Here is an 18,814-nt window from a genome sequence, read left to right on the forward strand (position 1 = left end):
TAGTTTATTTTTGCTAGTTTTGAAAAACTTTGATCGACGGGTTTGTAAGAAAATTCTCACCTTGAATTTACAAAAGAGGGGCTCAATGCAAGGATACGTTTTCAGATCTCCTTAATGCATCTTAAGGGCAGACTTCACCCTAGTTACATAAGCAGCTCCACCACCAGGTTCAAATCCCATGCGAGCGAGTTGTTTTCCTTCTTGATCTATGAAGACCAGCTCAGGGAATCCCGTAACTTTATGTTGAGTTTTCAGTTCTTGATTTTTTTGTCGTTGCTCTTGAGATTGGTTATTCTTTTGAGGAAAATCAACTTCAACCATATGAAGATGCTTACGAGCAAAGTCCTTAAAATCGGTAGTTTGCAAAATCTGTTGTTGCATTTTTATGCACCACATACACCAGTCTGACCCTGTGAAAAACAGGCATATAGGTTTGTGGTCTTGTTTAGAAAGTTCAAGAGCTTTTGAATAGCTCTCCCAGTTCATATTTGTGGTTGTCGCAGGGCGAGTTTCTGGAGGATTTTCTCTAGAAACACGCTTTCGTGCAGCACAACAAGGTAAAGTCAATAGCAGGCAACCGACAAAAGCACATCCTTGCAACCAAAATTTCATGTCACCACCTTAAAAAAAACACGTCGAATAAATTTGTTGAGTATGATGACACTATTATCTCATTTAGGATAAAATAAGAATAGAAATTCTTGTCCACAGAGAACTTCTCCTTTAAGGACACCAGAAAGTAAGCCTCTTTTTAGAAAAATAAGCTATTTATGGAAAACTCTCAAAATCTTTATGAGACTGTCTCTCAACTTTTAGATCGTTATTCTGAAGAATTCTATCCTAAAATTTCATCTCTCTTGGACGTAACACTTCCTAACACTGCGGCCTCTATAAGTGCCCCACACCTACATAAGAAAGCTATAGAACTACCTAATGCGGAGCCTCAAGTACTACCTCCTTCACCTACGAATCTTTCTAAGGAAAAGTCTAAATTTTCTGAGTGGAAATGTGTTCCCCTTCATCCAGATCTTTCAAAAGACCGTATTTTAAAAGAGAAGTATCTTGCCTTAAAAGATTACACTCTTTCTCCTCCGAAGATCCCTTGTTCTATTTTTGTTTATGAAGAAAACAATGAAGAAGTACTCTTCTTCAACAGACTAGCAAAAATTCTTACTCAGCAATTTTTTCCTACAAAGTTGACGTTGATTCATCCAAACACAAATATCTTTTTAAATAACTCGGATCTTTTTTTAGCTCTAGCCCCTTTAAATGTGATCCGCTATAAAATTCCTACAACTGATTATCATCAATCTCTGACACAAAATGAGTGTATCTTTCTTCCCCTCTATTCTTCACTAGAGTATGAAAAAGATTCACAGTTAAAACGAAATCTATGGGCTATATTGAATCGTCTACCTTTCGCCTATACGCCGAAGTCATCGTAGGCTCTAATATTAACAAGGTACTCGATTATGGCGTTCCAGAAAATCTAGAACACATTACCAAAGGAACCGCTGTTACCGTTTCTCTACGCGGAGCAAAAAAAGTTGGGGTCGTATATCAAATAAAAGCAACCACCCAATGTAAGAAAATTCTGCCTGTCTTAGGAATATCCGATTCAGAAATCTTCCTCCCTCAAGATCTTCTTGATTTATTGTTTTGGATCAGCCAGTACTACTTTGCTCCCTTGGGGAAAACTCTCAAGCTATTTCTCCCTAGCATTTCTTCAAATGTTATTCAGCCCAAGCAGCACTATCGTGTTGTCTTAAAACAAAGCAAGGCAAAAATTAGAGAGCTTCTTGCTAAATTAGAAGTTTCGCATCCTTCTCAAGCTTCTGTTTTAAAAATTCTACTACAATATTCGTCTCCGTTAGGTCTATCTTCCCTTATGGAAAAAGCCAAGGTATCGCAATCTCCGATCCATTCTCTTGAGAAGCTGGGTATTCTTGATGTTGTGGACGCAGCTCAGTTAGAGCTCCAAGAAAATCGACTTACCTTTTTTCTTCCTTCTCCTAAAACCTTGCATCCTGAACAGCAAGACGCCATAGATAAAATTTTTTCTTCGCTACAAACATCACAATTCCATACGCATTTACTTTTCGGAATTACAGGAAGCGGCAAAACAGAGATCTATCTTCGAGCGACAAGCAAGGCTCTTAAACAAGGGAAAAGTACCATTCTTCTTGTTCCAGAAATTGCCCTCACAATACAAACAGTCACATTATTTAAAGCTCGCTTTGGCAAGGACGTGGGCGTTCTCCACCACAAGCTTAGCGACAGCGACAAAAGTCGCACGTGGCGACAAGCTTCCGAAGGATCTTTACGTATTCTGATAGGACCACGCTCAGCTCTTTTCTGCCCCATGAAGAATCTCGGACTGATCATTGTAGATGAAGAACATGATCCCGCGTATAAACAAACTGAAAGTCCTCCTTGCTACCATGCCCGGGATGTTGCTGTAATGCGAGGCAAACTCGCACACGCTACTGTGGTTTTAGGAAGCGCGACTCCCAGCTTGGAAAGCTATACCAATGCGCTATCTGGAAAATACATTCTATCACAACTTTTTTCACGAGCTGCTGCTCAACCAGCAAAAGTTTCTCTGATCAATATGAACCTAGAGAGGGAAAAGTCAAAAGCCAAGACTCTATTTTCCCAGCCAGTTTTGAAGAAAATAGCCGAGCGTATGCAAGTGGGAGAGCAAGTTTTGATTTTCTTTAATCGTCGAGGGTATCATACAAATGTCTCTTGTACAATTTGCAAGCATACATTGAAATGTCCTCATTGCGATATGGTACTCACTTTCCATAAATATGCGAATGTGCTTCTCTGTCATCTATGCAACTCCTCACCTAAAGAGCTCCCACAATCATGCCCAAAATGTCTTGGAACCATGACGCTGCAATATCGAGGCTCTGGAACAGAAAAAATAGAAAAAATACTACAGCAGATTTTCCCTCAGATACGTACTATCCGTATTGATTCCGACACTACCAAGTTCAAGGGAAGTCACGAAACCTTACTGAAGCAGTTTGCAACGGGAAAAGCAGATGTTCTTATCGGCACTCAGATGATTGCCAAAGGCATGCACTTCTCTGCAGTCACGCTCGCGATCATTCTGAATGGAGATTCTGGATTATATATCCCAGATTTCCGAGCTTCAGAGCAAGTCTTTCAGCTTATCACACAAGTAGCAGGAAGGTCTGGGCGTAGCCACCTGCCTGGAGAAATCCTTATCCAATCATTTCTTCCTGACCATCCAACAATTCATTGTGCTATGCGTCAGGATTACTTTGCCTTTTATAGTCAGGAAATTACAGGTCGTGAACTCTGCGACTATCCTCCTTTTATCCGTCTTATTCGTTGTATTTTCATGGGGAAATGCCCCAAACAGACCTGGCAAGAAGCAAACCGGGTCTATACAATCCTAAAAGAGCAGTTAGAAAATTCGAAACAACTGATGCCAGTCACTCCCTGTGGCCATTTTAAAATTAAAGATACATTCCGCTATCAATTTTTAATTAAGAGTACGTACGTGATTCCTGTAAATAAAAAGCTACATCACGCCTTAATGCTGGCAAAGCTCTCGCCAAAGGTGAAATTCATGATTGACGTGGATCCTATGACTACTTTTTTCTAAGTATGGTTTCATAACTTGAGCCAGCTGGTCCACCTCATCTATGGTATTGTAAGCATGTAGATTGACGCGCAAGAAAGGATGTTTAGCAAAGGCTACAACTCCCACATGTATACCTGCATTCTCTAATGCAGAGACAACTTCTTCGAAACAGGCGTGTCTTAAAAATATGGGCTGTACACATCCTGGAGCATGAGAGGCAAAACACCCACTAAAGTGTTCTTTTAACTTAAAGACCTGCTGGCGTGCTTTTTCTCCTTCAGAGGTAAGGAAATCATAAGCTGTACCTATAGAAATTAGGGTGTGTGGAGATAAAGATGTAGAATAACGCAAGGGTGGAGCATTTCGCATTAACTCATATTTTACTTCTGATGACGTTAATAAAGAGGCTCCCATCGTCCCCAAAGCTTTCCCGTAGGTAACCAATACAGCATAGAAATTTTCATAGCCTAAGGCGTGACACAATCCTTTTCCCTCTTCTCCGAAAATTCCCATAGCGTGTGCTTCATCTACAACTAAGTGAGCGTGATACTTTTTTGAAAGCGCTATCACTTCCTGAAGCGGTGCTAAAGTCCCCCTAAAAGAATATACAGAAGAGACAAAGATAAAAATCCTTCCCTTAGAGCTTATCCTATAGCATTGTAATAGTGATTCTAAGTGCTCAAGATCATTATGATGAAAGGCATGGTGTTGGCCAGCAATTACGGATAGACTGTGCACTACAGACATATGCACTTCTTCGTCCCACAGAAGCACATCGTTAGATCGCGATAGGTGATAGCATAGGCCGAGGTTAGCCATATAACCACTATTTGCCAAGAAGGCATTCGGGGCTCCGTGATATCCTGCTATTTTAACTTCAAGATCATCTATAACTGGAGAAGACCCCACCATAAGCCGAGAGCCACGGGTCCCTAGTTTCTCATTAGGAAACTGCTGACAATGGATGTGGAACCGCTTACTTACCTCACAGTATATTGTGGGAGAACGGGCAAAACCTAGAAAATCATTTGTTACAAAATCTACAACACCAATGGTAGTCAAAAAACTCTCCTTGCACACTCACTATGCGTCAACCTACCTCAGAAAAAAGGCTACTTAGCCAAATAATGAAACAGCCAGAGCATTTAACGAGGCATAATCAGGTTTTCCAATGCCTAAGATAGGAATGCTTTTAACCTGATGCACATAGGATATCTTCACTATGCTACTGGTTTCAGCGTTTTTTAAGATATCATTTACTTCATGTATTGTTGTAGGAAAAGTAGTAAATAAACACAGCCTTACCTTATCCCCAGGAATACCACAAACCACTAGGAAGTTTGCATCGCTATTCTGATTGGCAATAAAATGTTCACGCAAAATACTCTCCAAAGCCTCTAGGCTGACCATTTCTCCACCGATTTTTACAAATCGGCTAAGCCTACCTTCTAAAAATAGATCACCACTAGGACCTATATGACCCAAATCTCCAGTCAAATACCACCAATCTCCACCTAGGGAGACAAAACCCTGATGTTTAGGGCTGCTCAGATATCCTGAGAATACAGAACTCCCACGGATAACGATCAACCCCTGTTCTCCTGAAGATACGGGAACATGAGTTTCTTTAGAAATAATGAGCACATCCATATCTCCGATCGGCAATCCCACACACTCTGGTTTTCTAGGACTTTCTCTCGTAGTAATCGAAATAACAGGAGAACATTCGGTAGCACCATATCCCTGATATAAAGTAATTTTTGGCTGTAATTTCTTAGTTTCTTCATAGAGGCTATCTTTCAACGCGTCACCACCGATAACAACAAGCCGCAGAGATTCTAAATGGGAATTTTGTTTTTTTGCTGTTTTCAGAATGTATTCGAAAAATACTGGGGTACTCCCCAATAAAGAGACCTTTTTGTCATCGATCAGCTCAACTAACTTTTTAGGGTTTAAAGGATTAGAAGCAAATACTACAGGAAAGCCAACAAGTAAAGGGAACATGCCGCAGCTATTGAAACCGTAAGCATGAAAAGGAGGTAGAAAGGCCAACATGACATCTTGCCTACTTGGATCGAAAAATTTCAGGCACGCTTTTTGATTCGCAATTAAGTTCTTATGGGTTAGAGGGACTGCTTTTGGCAATTTTTCTGTTCCAGAAGTAAACAAAATCACAGCAATGTCATTGCTCTCCAATCCTGAAACTCCAAAAATCCTAAGTAACCAAGGAACGGAACACTTAGAATACAGCCCTATGCGACACTTCTCCCACCAGGAAAGCTGTTTACGCATATCTTCCATATAGACAAGATCAAAGGGATACTCTATCAACCCTTGGACCTCAGTTAAATGTTTGACCAGCTGCTGTGAAGTTAGAACACGAACTATCTCTGCTGTTTTTGTACATGCACGCAGTTCTCTAAGTCCCTGACTCCAGTTGATCATTACGGGAATCTTTCCTGCAAGTAGAATGCCAAAATAGGCAATATAAGCCCCTATAGATCCAGGCATCATAACCCCGACTCTATCTTCAGGAAATTTCGATACCTTGATTGCTACGGCAATTACAGCATTGCGAAGCTCTCGATAAGAGAGAGAACCAAGATGCTCGTCGAAACAGGCAATTACAGCATCAAGTTCGGAACATAGTATTAAAAAATTTTCTAATACCGTAGATCCTGGTCGCAACCCTAAAGGACGGTTGTTACGACTCCTATTCCATTGATCGTGCATACCTCGTAACTTCCTCGTTATCCATAAGGAACTTCTATGGGCAAACTGTCATCTCCTTGATTAAACCAAGAGGCTAAAAAAGTATTTAGATCTTGTTTAGTTGGAAATTGCTTTAAAAAAAGATGATCTACTTGACATAGAGTAATTTTTACAAACCTTTTGGGCATAAAAAAAATCGCGCGACGGAGTAAAGCACGCAAAGCTTCTTTAAACACAAGACCTAACTTAGGTGTAGAGTCACGCTTGTAGCGAGAGAATGCGCTCCCCCATAAACCTGAAACTCTTACTAAAATTACGTTGCATTCCGCAACTTCATGTAATAACACATACGCAGAATACTGATTAACGATTTCTTCTTTCCCTGTTCTAGATAACCTTCCTGAAGGATAGAGAAGGATGCTTTCCCCTCTATTTAAAGCCGCTGTGGCTTCTTCATAACATTTGTTCATACAGTCCAAGGTCTCCTTATTCTTTTTACCAGGAACAACTTGGGGGATAGAAATAGATTTTACAGAGTTTAAAAACCATCGAACAATGGGATTGCGAAATAAATACTCGACCGCCATGGGACGAGTATGAAATCGCCTCCAAAATAGGTATTCTAGGATAACGGGATCAATTTCCGCGACGTGATTCGCAAGAAATAAACACCCTTGTCTAGGATTGAGATTTAGGGTTTTCCGCCCTTCAACATGCATACGGTAGCGCAACTTTAGCAACATACCTATAAGAAATGCATACATGCCCTCATAAGTAGCTCGCCATAGCTTCATTAGCATAAGTTCCCCTTACTTATAGGGAAAAGAATTTTAGCAAGCACTAAGCTTTCAGCTATAGTGCCACTCCCGAAGTTTAACATAATCCTAACTTTTGCTAACATTCTTATCTAGATACTTGAGGAAAATTCTATGTACTCTCAGTTGCCTAACTATCAGAACATCGTTGAGTCTGTAGTTACGGAAATCATCACGCAATTACTAAACTACCGAAAAGAACAACGTTTAGTCCCTTCTTGGGAAAAAGCCGACGGATCCTTTATCACTCCTGCCGATTACGGTAGTCAATATTACCTAAAACAACGACTTGCAGAAGCTTTTCCTCATATTCCTTTTATTGGAGAGGAAGTTTTAAATCCTAATCAAGATAACCAAAAAATCCCAGAGATCTTAAAATTTACTCGGCAGTTGGCTCCCCGAATCTCGAGCGAAGACTTAATTTCTACTCTTGTTGCTCCTTCACCTCCAACCTCTCTATTTTGGCTTGTCGATCCTATTGACGGTACTGCGGGTTTTATCAGACATCGTGCTTTTGCTGTTGCTGTATCGCTAATTTATGAATACCAACCGATTTTATCGGTCATGGCATGTCCTTCCTATCATCAAACATTTAAAGTATATTCAGCGGCTAAAGGTCGTGGCCTTTCTATTTTACATTCTCAAAATCTAGATAAACGATTAATTTATACTGATAGAGGACAAACAAAACAATTCTGCGAGGCTTCGTTAGCTGCATTGAATCAACAGCATCATGCAACACGTAAGCTTAGCCTTGGCCTCCCCAACAGCCCAAGTCCGCGTCGTGTAGAAAGCCAGTATAAATACGCTTTAGTTGCCGAAGGCGCTGTAGATTTTTTCATTCGCTACCCTTTTGTTGATTCTCCTGCTCGTGCTTGGGATCACGTGCCAGGAGCCTTTCTTGTTGAAGAAGCTGGTGGTAGAGTAACCGATGCTTTAGGAGCCCCTTTAGAATATAGAAAAGAGAGTTTGGTCTTGAATAATCACGCTGTGATTCTTGCTTCTGGGAATCAGGAAATCCATGAGACAACACTAGCAGCAGTACAAAGCCAACTCAATGTTGTCCCCTCTGATAAACTTATTGCTCTATGAGGTATAGGCCAGCAGCCTCTCTTCGACAAAGGAATCCGATAAAGCTACAAGATCTTTCCCTGTGGCTTTACTTTCATTGTATAACTCACGCAGGACTAAAGGAAGATGTTCTACTTTAAGAAGAACTTCTTTAGGAGCGTAGGTTTTTCCCTCTATTGCTGCAGTCACATTAAGCAATCCTCCGGCATTCACTAAATAGTCAGGACCGTAAAGAATTCCCCGTTCGTGAAGCATCATCCCAACGGAGCTATCTTGAAGTTGATTATTTGCGACACCTACAATCGCCTTACAATTTAAATCGACAACACTATCTTTACGAATCACATTACCACGAGCGCAGGGAGTAAAAATATCACATTCCAACGCATGGATCTCCTCTGTAGGAACAATCGTAGCCCCGTAGAGTCGCACGGCATCCAGCAGGGGGGGATCTAAAACATCAGCAACATAAAGTTCGGCACCTTCAAAAAACAACGATTGTAATAGACGTCGCCCTACAGAGCCAATCCCCTGAATAGCAACTTTTTTCCCTCTAAGGGATCGAGATCCCCAAAGATGTTGAGCTGTTTCTTTTATGCATAAAAATCCCCCATGTGCGGTGTATATAGAAGGATCTCCACTAACATCAGCAAGCCCACAAACATAGGGAGTTTCTTGAGCAATTATAGAAATATCGTTTATAGAGACACCAAGATCTTCGGCACAGATATATTTACCCTCTAAAGCATCCACAGCCTGACCAAAAGCTTTCAGCATACCTTCAGTAAGGTAAGGAGCATCCTCAGGAAGAATGATTACACTTTTACCCCCGCCTGTACCCGTGTTACTGATTATTGCCTTGTACGTCATACTCCTTGCTAAGCGAAGAGCGTCTGTACATGCATCCTCAAAAGAAGAGTATAGAGAGGCTCTCACTCCACCTAAAGCTGGTCCTACTGCTGTTTGATGAATAGCAATAATTGCATGAAGACGCACCTGTGAACATGTGATTTCAACAACACGCTCATAATCCTCTATTTTTATCTCTTTAAAATTTAGGGAGTATTTCATAAATTAGTGAGGGTTAATTAGAAAATAAAAGTATTGTTCACTTTTAATTAAAAGTCAATCAACCCCGAGCAGACTCTTCTCTTAAAACTTCCTCCGTGTTAGTCTAATTTCACCAAACCTGCTAGTATAGAAAATTTTATATTGAGAGTTATTTATGTCTAAAAAACCGTTATATGTTGCGCATCCTTGGCACCACCCCGTATTAACTCAGGATAATTACGAGTCTCTATGTTGCTATATAGAAATTACTCCTTACGACTCTGTAAAATTTGAATTAGACAAAACGACAGGCTTGCTCAAAGTAGACAGACCTCAAAAATTTTCTAACTTTTGTCCGTGCCTTTATGGTTTGCTGCCTCAAACATACTGTGGGAATGCCTCTGGGAAATATAGCGGAGAACAAACACGTCGTGAAGGAATCCAAGGCGATAAAGACCCTTTGGACGTATGTGTTCTTACAGAAAAAAATATCCATCATGGAAATATTTTACTTCAAGCACGTCCTATAGGAGGACTTCGCATCATTGATTCTGGAGAAGCCGATGATAAGATTATTGCTGTTCTAGAGGACGATCTAGTTTTTGCTGAAATCGAAGACATCTCAGACTGCCCAGGGACAGTATTAGATATGATCCAGCACTATTTTCTAACATATAAAGCAACTCCTGATCACTTAATCAAAGGGGTTCCAGCAAAAATCGAAATCGTAGGCATTTATGGAAAGAAGGAAGCTCAAAAGGTGATACAGCTTGCTCACGAGGATTACTTATCCTATATTGGAGAGACTGCTGATGTGAATTAATTTTTAGGGAGAGGTATTCCCTCTCCCTAAAAATTAAAAAGAAAAAAGATAGTTATTAATAAATTTATCTGCTTCTACAGTAAGATCCCGCAATTCAGGAAAACTTAGTAAACGGAGTCCCTCTTGGAAGGGCAACCACTGGCTATCGCAAATTTCCATAGGATCTGCGTGAATGTCACCACGCACTTCAGCAAGAAAATAGGTGACTTCTTTGCGAACAAAGACCTGCTCTTCATTATTAAACGAATACTGTTCAATAAGAACTTTAGGGAAGAAATTAACAACACTTAGTCCAGTTTCCTCTACTAGTTCTCTCTCTGCGGCCTCTTGAGGACCTTCTTTATCTTCAGAATGTCCTTTAGGAAATCCCCAATGTTTTCCTCGAGTATGGCAAATAAAACAAGCTTTTAATGTGCTCTTATCGGGAGTGCCGAAAAACCTTATAGGAATAATACCAAAAGAATACTCATATTTTGTCTTCATCATAATTAGGGTACATACCTCGAGAATAATATCGTTGAATTATGTCCACCAAAACCAAATGAGTTGGACATTGCTACATCAATATCCCAGTCTTGAGCTTTATTTGCAACTACATCAAAGTCTTCAATTTCTGCGATAGGATTATCCAAATTAATCGTGGGATGAAGCTTTCCAGTAAGTATAGCTTGAATTGCAACAATTGCTTCAACACCTCCCGCAGCTCCAAGACAATGCCCTATTAATGATTTAGTAGAGTTCATGCGCAGATTGCGTACGTGAGAGCCAAAAGCCTTTTTGACGGCCAAGACTTCAGAAAGATCTCCCAAAGGAGTCGATGTGCCGTGAGCATTCACATAGTTTATTCGTTCTTTAGGAACTCCTGCAGACTCTAAAGCACCAAGTACACACGCAGTAATTCCCTCACCATCATCTCTAGGAGCTGTAATATGGAAGGCATCACATGTAACGTAACTTCCTAAAACCTCAGCAAAAATAGGAGCATCGCGACGTAGAGCGTTCTCTAGGGTTTCTAAAACAAGAATTCCTGCTCCTTCTCCTAAAACAAATCCATCACGATCTCTATCCCAAGGACGTGAAGCTTGCTCTGGAGCATCGTTTCTTTCAGACAAAGCACGATTAGCAATAAAGCCTTCTAAACCCACGCGATTAACTGCAGCTTCAGTACCACCACAGATGATCATATCAGCACGCCCAGATACTAAATGTTGATAGGCAGCATCAATACAATAATTTCCTGTAGCACATGCTGTAGATATAGAATAATTAGGGCCCATCAAACCAAAGTCCATAGCAATAAGTGCTGGAGCCATATTAGTAATGATGTAAGGAATAAAAAAAGGAGATAGTTTTTTATGAATAACTAAAAGTCTTTCCATCCCTTCGTCTAATGTTGAGAGGCCTCCCATTCCAGAGCCTACAATAACTCCACAACGTAAAGGATCAGCGGGCAGATGGTCCTTGTCCCAGCGCGACATAGCAATCGCTTTTTTAGCAGCAACCATGGCATAAGTAATAAAGGGATCCACACGACGTGCTTGCTTTTTATCTAAATAAGGCTCGGGATTAAATTCTGGGATCCATCCAGCAAAACGAGTGGCATAATCTTCGCAAGGAAAAGTAGTAATTGTCCGAACACCGCTAACACCAGCGAGCAGATTATCATAAAAAGTATCTACTTCATTCCCGAGGCAAGATACAACACCGAATCCTGTAACAACTACGCGCTTTTTACCCATGTAGGTCCTTACTCCACTAAGAAGCTAAAAGCTTGGATGCGACAATAAATCCGTCTTTCCAAAGCTCTTCTAAACGATATTTCCCACGAATTGCGGAAACAAATACATGGACGACAATAAACCCATAATCTATCACCACCCAATTACCATCAGTTATCCCCTCGATATGAAGAGGGCTAACTTTTTGCTTTTTTAATTCTTCTACGATAGTGTTTGCTAAAGCTCTAACGTGAACATTAACACTACCTTCGACAAAAACAAAATAATCGGTAAATTCTGAAATTGTTCTAACATCTAGAACTACTGGATTATTTCCTTTTTTGCTGTCAATAGCCTTAACAACTACTTTCAATAGATTAAAACAAAATGAATCCATAAAAACCAAGTTTAGGATACTCCATTATCCAAGATAAGGTCGAGCTTTTTTTTAAGCACAATCAAACGATATTCCAGTAATATTTTTTTGCCATTTTCTTTAAACGGCCCTGCGGGCGAACAACCGTTTTTTCTTCTCCCAACATAAGAAAAGGGAGATCTAAAATGTGGTCAGAAAAGGTATGACTTCTTGCTTGGTTAATTTTTTTTATATGACTCAAAATTTGAGCTTTCTTATCACCTGTAAGACATTTTTTATAAATCGTCTGTTCTGCAGACTGATCGCGATAACAAGAGGCATACCAAGAGCTGATCCCGATTTGCTCAGCTATGGGTTGTACAATAAAATCTGGAGAAGAAGAAAAAAGGATAACCTGTCCTGTAGCATCTGCAAAAGCTTCTTCTAATTTTTCTAAAACAGGAGCATAAAAATCAGAAAGCGTCAAAGTAGCTACAAAATTTAAGGCAACTTCATAAAGATCGTCGCAGGAAACAGGAGAAAGCAAATGAGTTACAATGGAATAATAGAACGATGGAAGATCCCAAAAAAAAACTTGAATCTAAAAAAACGGCAAATAGAGGGGGGCAACGTTTTATAAGAAAACAAACCTTGAAGTAGGCCATAGCGATAAAAACTCCAACTGCTATTTCCTTTCAATAAGGTGCCATCTAAATCAAAAGCATATATACAATTTCTTCTCATAGCAATTGCTGAATCTGTTGCTTCAATTCTAAAATACTTGCATCCAACTCTTCAAGCGCACGCTTGTCTTCTTCAACTAGAGTACTATATTGCATTGCCCGATCAAAATCTAGTCCCGAGGACCCTAATAATTTTTTATCTTGCTCTAATTTATCTTTAAGTTCTTGGCGACGCTCTCGTCTTTGCTTGAGTACTTGGCGCATATTTGTAAGCTTTTCTCGAGAATCTGGAGAAGAAAGAAGTTGTTCTTCAAAGAAGTTGGCAATAGCTTGAAGAGCAACATTGAGTTGATTATCTAAAGAAATTTTTTCAGCAGGAGACAAAAAAGACATTTTACTTAATAGCTCTTTCAATGTCCGCCACTCTTCTTGAGACTCGAAAGTAATGTTCCCTTCGGAGCAAGTTTTTGAAAATGCGGTAATGCGCTCAGCAAGAGAGCGTGCAGCTTCTTTCTTGACTTGCTTATCTTTAGTCAATTGCTCTTGATAAGAATGCTCCGCGGCATCTTGTTTTTCTCGCAATCGATCAAATACTGCCTGAAGCTCTTTTTTTAAGGAGATAACATCATCGTGTGTAAGATCAAGAGCCCGAATTTTCTTAGAAATACCATCTAAGTCTTTGCGTACTTTAATGAAATCGTGTCCCTCAGTAAGAAGAGAGGATACCTCGGTTAACATTTGACGGACTTCTTTTGAATTTTCAGCTGATACGATACGTAAGCGGCCTTGCTCTTGGCGAATTTCTTTTTCCATCCCTTTGAGTTGATCCCAGCACTTACTGAGTTTCAATCTTGTATCAGAAAAAACATGCGATGAGACAAAGAGTCGTTTCGCTGCGTGTTGAAGATTTTTGATCTCTTTTCTTAAAAAAAAAACAGTTTTTTTTAACGTATCTTTGTCAGATCCAATGAAATATTTAGAGACAAATGCATCAACATCTTCTGCAAATGTTCGACTCACTCTTTCGATAAATTCCTTGCGTTTAGGAAATACCTGATTCCCCAAAGTAGAAAGACGCTGGAAAAATTTACTTTTCAACCGCATCCGCATCCCAACATTCATGAGTTCCTTACGGAGATCTATGATTTTTGAAGAGAAACTACTCAACCATAATAATGATGTATGATGTTGTTTATAAAAATCCCGATGTTTATCTAAAGCTTGACTTTCTAAAAAATTTTCATCTCCGTCTTCGAGAATTTTACTTTCTATTCCTTCTTGGAACTCAATAATATCTTTTTCTAAACATGTGATTGCTAAATCAATCTGGCCAACGACAAAAGATCCTTCTTCATCTTGAAGTGTCTTGAGATGACGGCCTTCTTTAGTCAACTCGATATAGCAACGCCAGTGATCTGCCCGCTTCATCATATCTTCGATATCATTAAATAAGGGTAAACATTGCTTTCTTAGATCCCAAAACAACCTTAAATCTGGGCCTTGAGACGTCGCAGTTAAAGCGCCTCTCATCTTATCCAAGATAAAAGCAACTTTCTTTTCTGGAGAGGCTAGTTCTTTAATCTCATCAGAAAAACGTAATGTTGCATCAGAAACTTCAGTGCTTTCTATAGATGTTACTTCTTCCACTGCTAATTTATCGTTCAAAAACGATTGCTGCTCCGTTTCCAAAGTATGAAAGCTGTTGTCTGAATTATCCATAATAACAACTTAGGTGTGGGGCTTGACAAATAAAATTGTTAAAAGCTAAAGTCTGCTTCTACCAATCTTTAACGTCAATTATTTTATGAGTTTATGTAAAAGAATTTCATTTGAGGAAGGACTGAAAATGTTTGTTTCGTCACCTCTAGAAACGTTACAAAAACTTGCAGACTCTATTCGTAAAGAACGATATCCTTCAAACGAAGTTACTTATGTTCTGGACGCCAACCCAAACTATACTAATATTTGTAAAATAGATTGTACTATTTGTGCGTTCTACAGACAACCTAAATCTCCTGACGCATATCTACTGTCTTTTGATGATTTCCGCCGCCTATTACAACGTTATGTAGGGATAGGAGTTAAAACTGTCCTAATGCAGGGCGGTGTGCATCCTGACTTAGGGATAGATTATTTTGAAGAACTCGTGCGTATTACTGTGCAAGAATTTCCTTCAATTCATCCTCATTTCTTTTCTGCAGTAGAAATTGAACATGCTTGCCAGGTCTCTGGGATCAGCATTCAACAAGGTCTCCAACAGTTATGGGATGCTGGACAACGCACAATCCCTGGGGGCGGAGCTGAAATTCTCTCAGAGAGGGTTAGAAAAATCATTTCGCCAAAAAAAATGAAGCCTGGAGGCTGGATCAATCTACATAAGCTAGCTCACCAAATGGGCTTTCGCACAACAGCAACGATGATGTTTGGGCATGTGGAAAATCCTGAAGATATTCTTATACATCTTCAAACAATACGTGATGCTCAGGATATCTGCCCTGGCTTTTATAGTTTTATCCCTTGGAGTTATAAACCTAGTAATACAGCTCTACAGCATAGAATTCCTAATCGTGCTTCTGCTGAAACATATTACCGCATTTTAGCGCTTGCAAGAATCATTCTGGACAATGTTGATCATGTAGCAGCATCGTGGTTTAGTGAAGGTAAAAACATAGGAGCTAAAGCTCTCCATTACGGAGCTGATGATTTCGGAGGGGTGATTTTAGACGAAAGCGTTCATAAAGCTACAGGATGGTCGGTACAGAGCTCTAAAGAAGAAATTTGTGATATTATCCAATCTGAAGGCTTCATCCCTGTGGAGAGAAATACCTTTTATCAACACATTAACTGTAAAGCAAGTAGTCTTTAGCTATCTTCTGAGCAATAGCTTCTGAAGAAAGGCCTAGTGTAGGGAGTTCTCGAAATATCGAACAACGTTTAAACCATGTTTTTTGTTTTTTAGTATAGTGCCAACTATTGGATATAAATTTTCTTTTTGCTGCATTATACCCTTCTAATTTCTCTCCTTGATCTAAAAATTCTATCCATTCGCGATAACCAATTGCTTTAGATGCTGAAGGATTCTCCCTTATCCCCTGGGTCAATAAGTTCTTTACTTCATCTAATAATCCTTCTTCCAGCATAGCTTCGCAACGCACCTGAATGTTGTTGTGCAAAAATTCCGTTACGGGGGAAAGAAACCAAGCACGACAATAATACTCTCTTGAAGCTTTCGGGACCATATCCCATTCATGATCACTGACTTTTTTTCCTGTAAGTTGAATAATTTCTAACCCTCGAATGATTTTATTTTTATCATTCTTAGTGATTGTTTGAGCATATTCTGGATCTTTAAGAAATAGTTCCTCATAAAGAGCAAAAACTCCATGTTGTTCTGCTACAGCTTCAAGCTGTTCTCGTATCTGAGGGTCTGCGGCAGGACCTTTAGGAGGACCTGAAAGAAAGGTATGAAAGTAAAATCCTGAACCACCAACTAAAATAGGCACTTTATTTCTTGATAGGATGTTTTGGCATGCTTGAATAGCTTCATAATAAAAATCCACGACATTAAACGGTTCTTGAACATGACAGATGTCAATTAAATGGTGAGGAATCGCTTGTCTAGCTTTTAAAGATACTTTTGCAGTTCCAATATCCATTTCTCGATATACCTGCATAGAATCCACTGAGATGATTTCACCGTCAACCATAGGGGCTAATGCTAAAGAAACTTCTGTTTTCCCAGATCCTGTAGGCCCAGCAAGCAAGATGATAGTACGCTTGAATAACTTTATAAACAATTTCTGAGGATCAAGGCATACATCGCATTCAGGAAAAGAAGTTGTACTGGACTCGAATTCAAAAGGAAGCATATAGAGAAACTATAACTTACTCAAACATTCCTGTTCAGACTGACACAGGAAGATCATTTGGTCCAAACCTGCAATCCGCATAACCTCCGCTACGCTCTCTCTGACACAACACAGGCACATTTTTCCTCCTAAGCTCTGAACTAATTTAAAACTAGATAGCAGTAGACGAATACCTGCGCTACTGATATATGAGACATCTTTAAAATTCAGAACAATTTTAAAATTCTTTTTCTGGACAAACTGATCTAAAGACTCTTGAACGCTAGGTACCGAGACAGCATCTAAAGATCCTTCTAAATAAATAACAATGATGTCTCCATATTGTTTAGCTAATAAATTCATCTATAGTCTCTCCAAAAGTAATCTCGTAAATATTAGGGATATTATTTACGATCATAATAAAAAACAATGAACTCATGATAAGACGTTTTCTCAAAACGCTTTTCCCTCCAGGCCCTCGATACTCTTTATGTTATGCTCTGACCTTCATAATGCTGAGCTTATTGGCGTGTGTTCCTATATTTTGTTGGTTATTTCTCCCTGAACTTTCTTTATCTAAATTCAATCCTTCTCCTATCAGGAACCTATTTTTAGTTTCATCCACTTTATCTAGAGTTCCTCCGACTGCAATCGCGGAACACTTATATCTTTCTGCGGACTTTCCTACATATCTACATCAGTTCTCTATTAAAGAAGCAGAGTCTTCATTAAATGCTCTTGGGATTTTTTCCTCTTTAGTTATAGAGAAATCTCCTGATAATAAAGGTATTACGATTTTCTATACCCTACACACACCGATTGCCTATGTTGGCAACCAATCGAATACGTTGTGCAACCTGGAAGGAAACTGTTTTCTTTGCCAACCTTACTTCCCATCTCTTAATCTACCTCAAATTTTTTTCTCTCAAGAAGACTTAGAAATGGAAAAACTACCTAAAAAAAAAATGACTCTTGCTGCTATTCTTCTTAAAGAACTCGCTATGGAGTTTCCGAAAATCATTGACTTGTCTTTAACCGATTCCTACCCTGGAGAAATTATAGTTACTCTCTCCTCAGGCAGTCTGTTACGACTTCCAACTAAAACATTAGATATTGCCTTAGACCTTTATAAACAAACGAAAAAAAGTCCCTTAATAGATGTCGAAAAACAGTACGTTTATGATTTGCGTTCCTCTAATTTCTTATTATTAAAGGCCCTATGAACCCTGTTCTTATTCTTACATCCTTCCCTTCGAATCAAAGTGCTAACTCCTTAGCCACGTATCTTATTAAAGAACATATTGCTTCCTGCGTGCATGTATTCCCTAAAGGACAATCCACATATCTATGGGAAGGAAAGCTATGTAAATCTGAAGAACATCTTGTACAAATCAAATCAATAGACATACGTTTCTCTGAAATCTGCGTAGCTATTAAGCAGTTCTGTAGCTATGATGTCCCTGAAATCTTACTATTCCCTATTGAATATGGGGATCCAAAGTACTTGAGTTGGTTAACGATGGATAGTTGCCCTAAGAAGCCTCTGGATTCAGATTAGACATTGACTTTTTCATTTTGAATATCTACACTTTCGTAAGGAACTTTAAAAACATAGAGTTATGTTTTTTTCTTTCTACATCTCAATTTAATTTGGATTTTATGGAAGAGTTTGTAGCATATATTGTTAAGAATTTAGTTACTAATCCTGAAGCCGTTGAAATTCGTTCTATTGAAGACGAAGCTAGCGAGTCTATTAAACTAGAAATTCGTGTTGCAGCGCAGGATATTGGGAAAATTATTGGAAGAAGAGGGAACACAATACATGCTCTAAGAACCATTCTTAGACGTGTATGTTCTAGATTAAAAAAGAAAGTACAGATAGATTTAATTCAGCCTGAAGACAGAAATGATATAATCCCTGACCACGATTGTATTGGTGATGATCCCTCTACTGACTCTACTGAAGATGATTTTGTTACATCTGAAACGTGCTGCCAAGGACACTGTAAGTACGAAGATCTTGATCAAGAAGAAGAAGAAGACAGTGTGCATCATTCTTGTGAATGTAGTAACCACCACTAATCTTGGTTCCTTGTCTGCTTCTATTTAAATGTAAAAGC

20 protein-coding genes are annotated in these 18,814 nt (G+C 39.2%); 8 read left to right on the forward strand and 12 right to left on the reverse strand.

What is annotated here, in order from left to right; genetic code table 11:
- Positions 1-111: 111 nt before the first annotated feature.
- A complete protein-coding gene (gene dsbH / locus CMV32_RS01710; RefSeq protein WP_100934204.1) occupies positions 112-612 on the reverse strand; it encodes a disulfide reductase DsbH in 501 nt (166 codons plus the stop codon).
- 158 nt (positions 613-770) lie between these two features.
- On the opposite strand from dsbH, the gene CMV32_RS01715 reads away from it, so the two are divergent.
- Together CMV32_RS01715 and priA are read left to right on the forward strand one after the other, a co-directional pair.
- On the forward strand, positions 771-1,445 hold the full coding sequence (locus CMV32_RS01715) for a hypothetical protein (RefSeq protein ID WP_100934205.1): 675 nt from the start codon (positions 771-773) through the stop codon (positions 1,443-1,445).
- Positions 1,394-3,640, forward strand: coding sequence for a primosomal protein N' (priA, locus tag CMV32_RS01720; RefSeq protein WP_100934206.1), 2,247 nt, complete (start codon positions 1,394-1,396; stop codon positions 3,638-3,640). Before CMV32_RS01715 ends, priA begins: the two co-directional genes overlap by 52 nt.
- On the opposite strand, the gene CMV32_RS01725 is transcribed toward priA, so the two are convergent.
- The 3 genes from CMV32_RS01725 to CMV32_RS01735 are packed head-to-tail and all read right to left on the reverse strand — an operon-like array spanning position 3,569 to position 7,131.
- Positions 3,569-4,681: an aminotransferase class I/II-fold pyridoxal phosphate-dependent enzyme gene (locus CMV32_RS01725; protein WP_100934207.1), complete on the reverse strand. Its 1,113-nt coding sequence runs from the start codon at positions 4,679-4,681 to the stop codon at positions 3,569-3,571. The genes priA and CMV32_RS01725 overlap by 72 nt on opposite strands.
- Positions 4,682-4,735: 54 nt before the next feature.
- Positions 4,736-6,352, reverse strand: coding sequence for an AMP-binding protein (locus CMV32_RS01730; RefSeq protein ID WP_100934208.1), 1,617 nt, complete (start codon positions 6,350-6,352; stop codon positions 4,736-4,738).
- 17 nt (positions 6,353-6,369) lie between these two features.
- Positions 6,370-7,131, reverse strand: a complete 762-nt coding sequence (locus CMV32_RS01735; protein ID WP_100934209.1) for a lysophospholipid acyltransferase family protein — start codon at positions 7,129-7,131, stop codon at positions 6,370-6,372.
- A gap of 129 nt (positions 7,132-7,260) precedes the next feature.
- Here CMV32_RS01735 and CMV32_RS01740 point away from each other — a divergent pair, with 129 nt between their 5' ends.
- Positions 7,261-8,238 (forward strand): inositol monophosphatase family protein, encoded by a 978-nt coding sequence (locus tag CMV32_RS01740; protein WP_100934210.1) that lies wholly within the window; start codon positions 7,261-7,263, stop codon positions 8,236-8,238.
- On the opposite strand, the gene CMV32_RS01745 is transcribed toward CMV32_RS01740, so the two are convergent.
- Entirely contained in the window at positions 8,233-9,288 is a 1,056-nt protein-coding gene (locus tag CMV32_RS01745) for a Glu/Leu/Phe/Val dehydrogenase family protein (RefSeq protein ID WP_100934211.1), read from the reverse strand. The two genes, CMV32_RS01740 and CMV32_RS01745, sit on opposite strands and share 6 nt — an antisense overlap.
- 154 nt (positions 9,289-9,442) lie before the next feature.
- Here CMV32_RS01745 and CMV32_RS01750 point away from each other — a divergent pair, with 154 nt between their 5' ends.
- On the forward strand, positions 9,443-10,090 hold the full coding sequence (locus CMV32_RS01750) for an inorganic pyrophosphatase (protein WP_100934212.1): 648 nt from the start codon (positions 9,443-9,445) through the stop codon (positions 10,088-10,090).
- 33 nt (positions 10,091-10,123) lie between these two features.
- On the opposite strand, the gene CMV32_RS01755 is transcribed toward CMV32_RS01750, so the two are convergent.
- The 5 genes from CMV32_RS01755 to CMV32_RS01780 all read right to left on the reverse strand — a co-directional run bounded on the left by CMV32_RS01755 (position 10,124) and on the right by CMV32_RS01780 (position 14,565).
- Positions 10,124-10,576, reverse strand: a complete 453-nt coding sequence (locus tag CMV32_RS01755; RefSeq protein ID WP_100934213.1) for a bis(5'-nucleosyl)-tetraphosphatase — start codon at positions 10,574-10,576, stop codon at positions 10,124-10,126.
- Positions 10,577-10,578: 2 nt separating this feature from the next.
- Positions 10,579-11,829 carry a beta-ketoacyl-ACP synthase II gene (gene fabF / locus CMV32_RS01760; protein ID WP_100934214.1) on the reverse strand — a complete coding sequence of 417 codons (1,251 nt, stop codon included), beginning with the start codon at positions 11,827-11,829 and terminating at the stop codon, positions 10,579-10,581.
- Between the two features lie 16 nt (positions 11,830-11,845).
- Complete coding sequence (rsfS, locus tag CMV32_RS01765; protein WP_100934215.1) at positions 11,846-12,205, reverse strand: ribosome silencing factor; 360 nt, start codon at positions 12,203-12,205, stop codon at positions 11,846-11,848.
- Between the two features lie 61 nt (positions 12,206-12,266).
- Positions 12,267-12,710 carry an HAD family hydrolase gene (locus tag CMV32_RS01770; protein ID WP_100934216.1) on the reverse strand — a complete coding sequence of 148 codons (444 nt, stop codon included), beginning with the start codon at positions 12,708-12,710 and terminating at the stop codon, positions 12,267-12,269.
- Positions 12,711-12,903: 193 nt separating this feature from the next.
- Entirely contained in the window at positions 12,904-14,565 is a 1,662-nt protein-coding gene (locus tag CMV32_RS01780; protein WP_100934218.1) for a coiled-coil domain-containing protein, read from the reverse strand.
- An 85-nt stretch (positions 14,566-14,650) separates the two neighbouring features.
- Between CMV32_RS01780 and mqnC the strand changes: the two genes are divergently transcribed.
- Positions 14,651-15,712, forward strand: a complete 1,062-nt coding sequence (mqnC, locus tag CMV32_RS01785) for a cyclic dehypoxanthinyl futalosine synthase (RefSeq protein ID WP_100934219.1) — start codon at positions 14,651-14,653, stop codon at positions 15,710-15,712.
- Here the strand turns inward: mqnC and miaA are convergent.
- Positions 15,687-16,715: a tRNA (adenosine(37)-N6)-dimethylallyltransferase MiaA gene (gene miaA / locus CMV32_RS01790; RefSeq protein WP_100934220.1), complete on the reverse strand. Its 1,029-nt coding sequence runs from the start codon at positions 16,713-16,715 to the stop codon at positions 15,687-15,689. The two genes, mqnC and miaA, sit on opposite strands and share 26 nt — an antisense overlap.
- Before the next feature lie 9 nt (positions 16,716-16,724).
- Complete coding sequence (locus CMV32_RS01795; RefSeq protein ID WP_100934221.1) at positions 16,725-17,057, reverse strand: STAS domain-containing protein; 333 nt, start codon at positions 17,055-17,057, stop codon at positions 16,725-16,727.
- Positions 17,058-17,131: 74 nt separating this feature from the next.
- Here CMV32_RS01795 and CMV32_RS01800 point away from each other — a divergent pair, with 74 nt between their 5' ends.
- The 3 genes from CMV32_RS01800 to CMV32_RS01810 all read left to right on the forward strand — a co-directional run bounded on the left by CMV32_RS01800 (position 17,132) and on the right by CMV32_RS01810 (position 18,776).
- Entirely contained in the window at positions 17,132-17,917 is a 786-nt protein-coding gene (locus tag CMV32_RS01800) for a hypothetical protein (protein WP_100934222.1), read from the forward strand.
- On the forward strand, positions 17,914-18,252 hold the full coding sequence (gene cutA, locus CMV32_RS01805) for a divalent-cation tolerance protein CutA (protein ID WP_100934223.1): 339 nt from the start codon (positions 17,914-17,916) through the stop codon (positions 18,250-18,252). The genes CMV32_RS01800 and cutA overlap by 4 nt, the downstream gene beginning before the upstream one ends.
- Positions 18,253-18,353: 101 nt before the next feature.
- Positions 18,354-18,776, forward strand: a complete 423-nt coding sequence (locus tag CMV32_RS01810) for a KH domain-containing protein (protein WP_100934352.1) — start codon at positions 18,354-18,356, stop codon at positions 18,774-18,776.
- Positions 18,777-18,814 lie beyond the last annotated feature (38 nt).

The organism is Candidatus Chlamydia corallus (assembly GCF_002817655.1).
GTDB classification, from domain to species: Bacteria; Chlamydiota; Chlamydiia; order Chlamydiales; family Chlamydiaceae; genus Chlamydia; species Chlamydia corallus.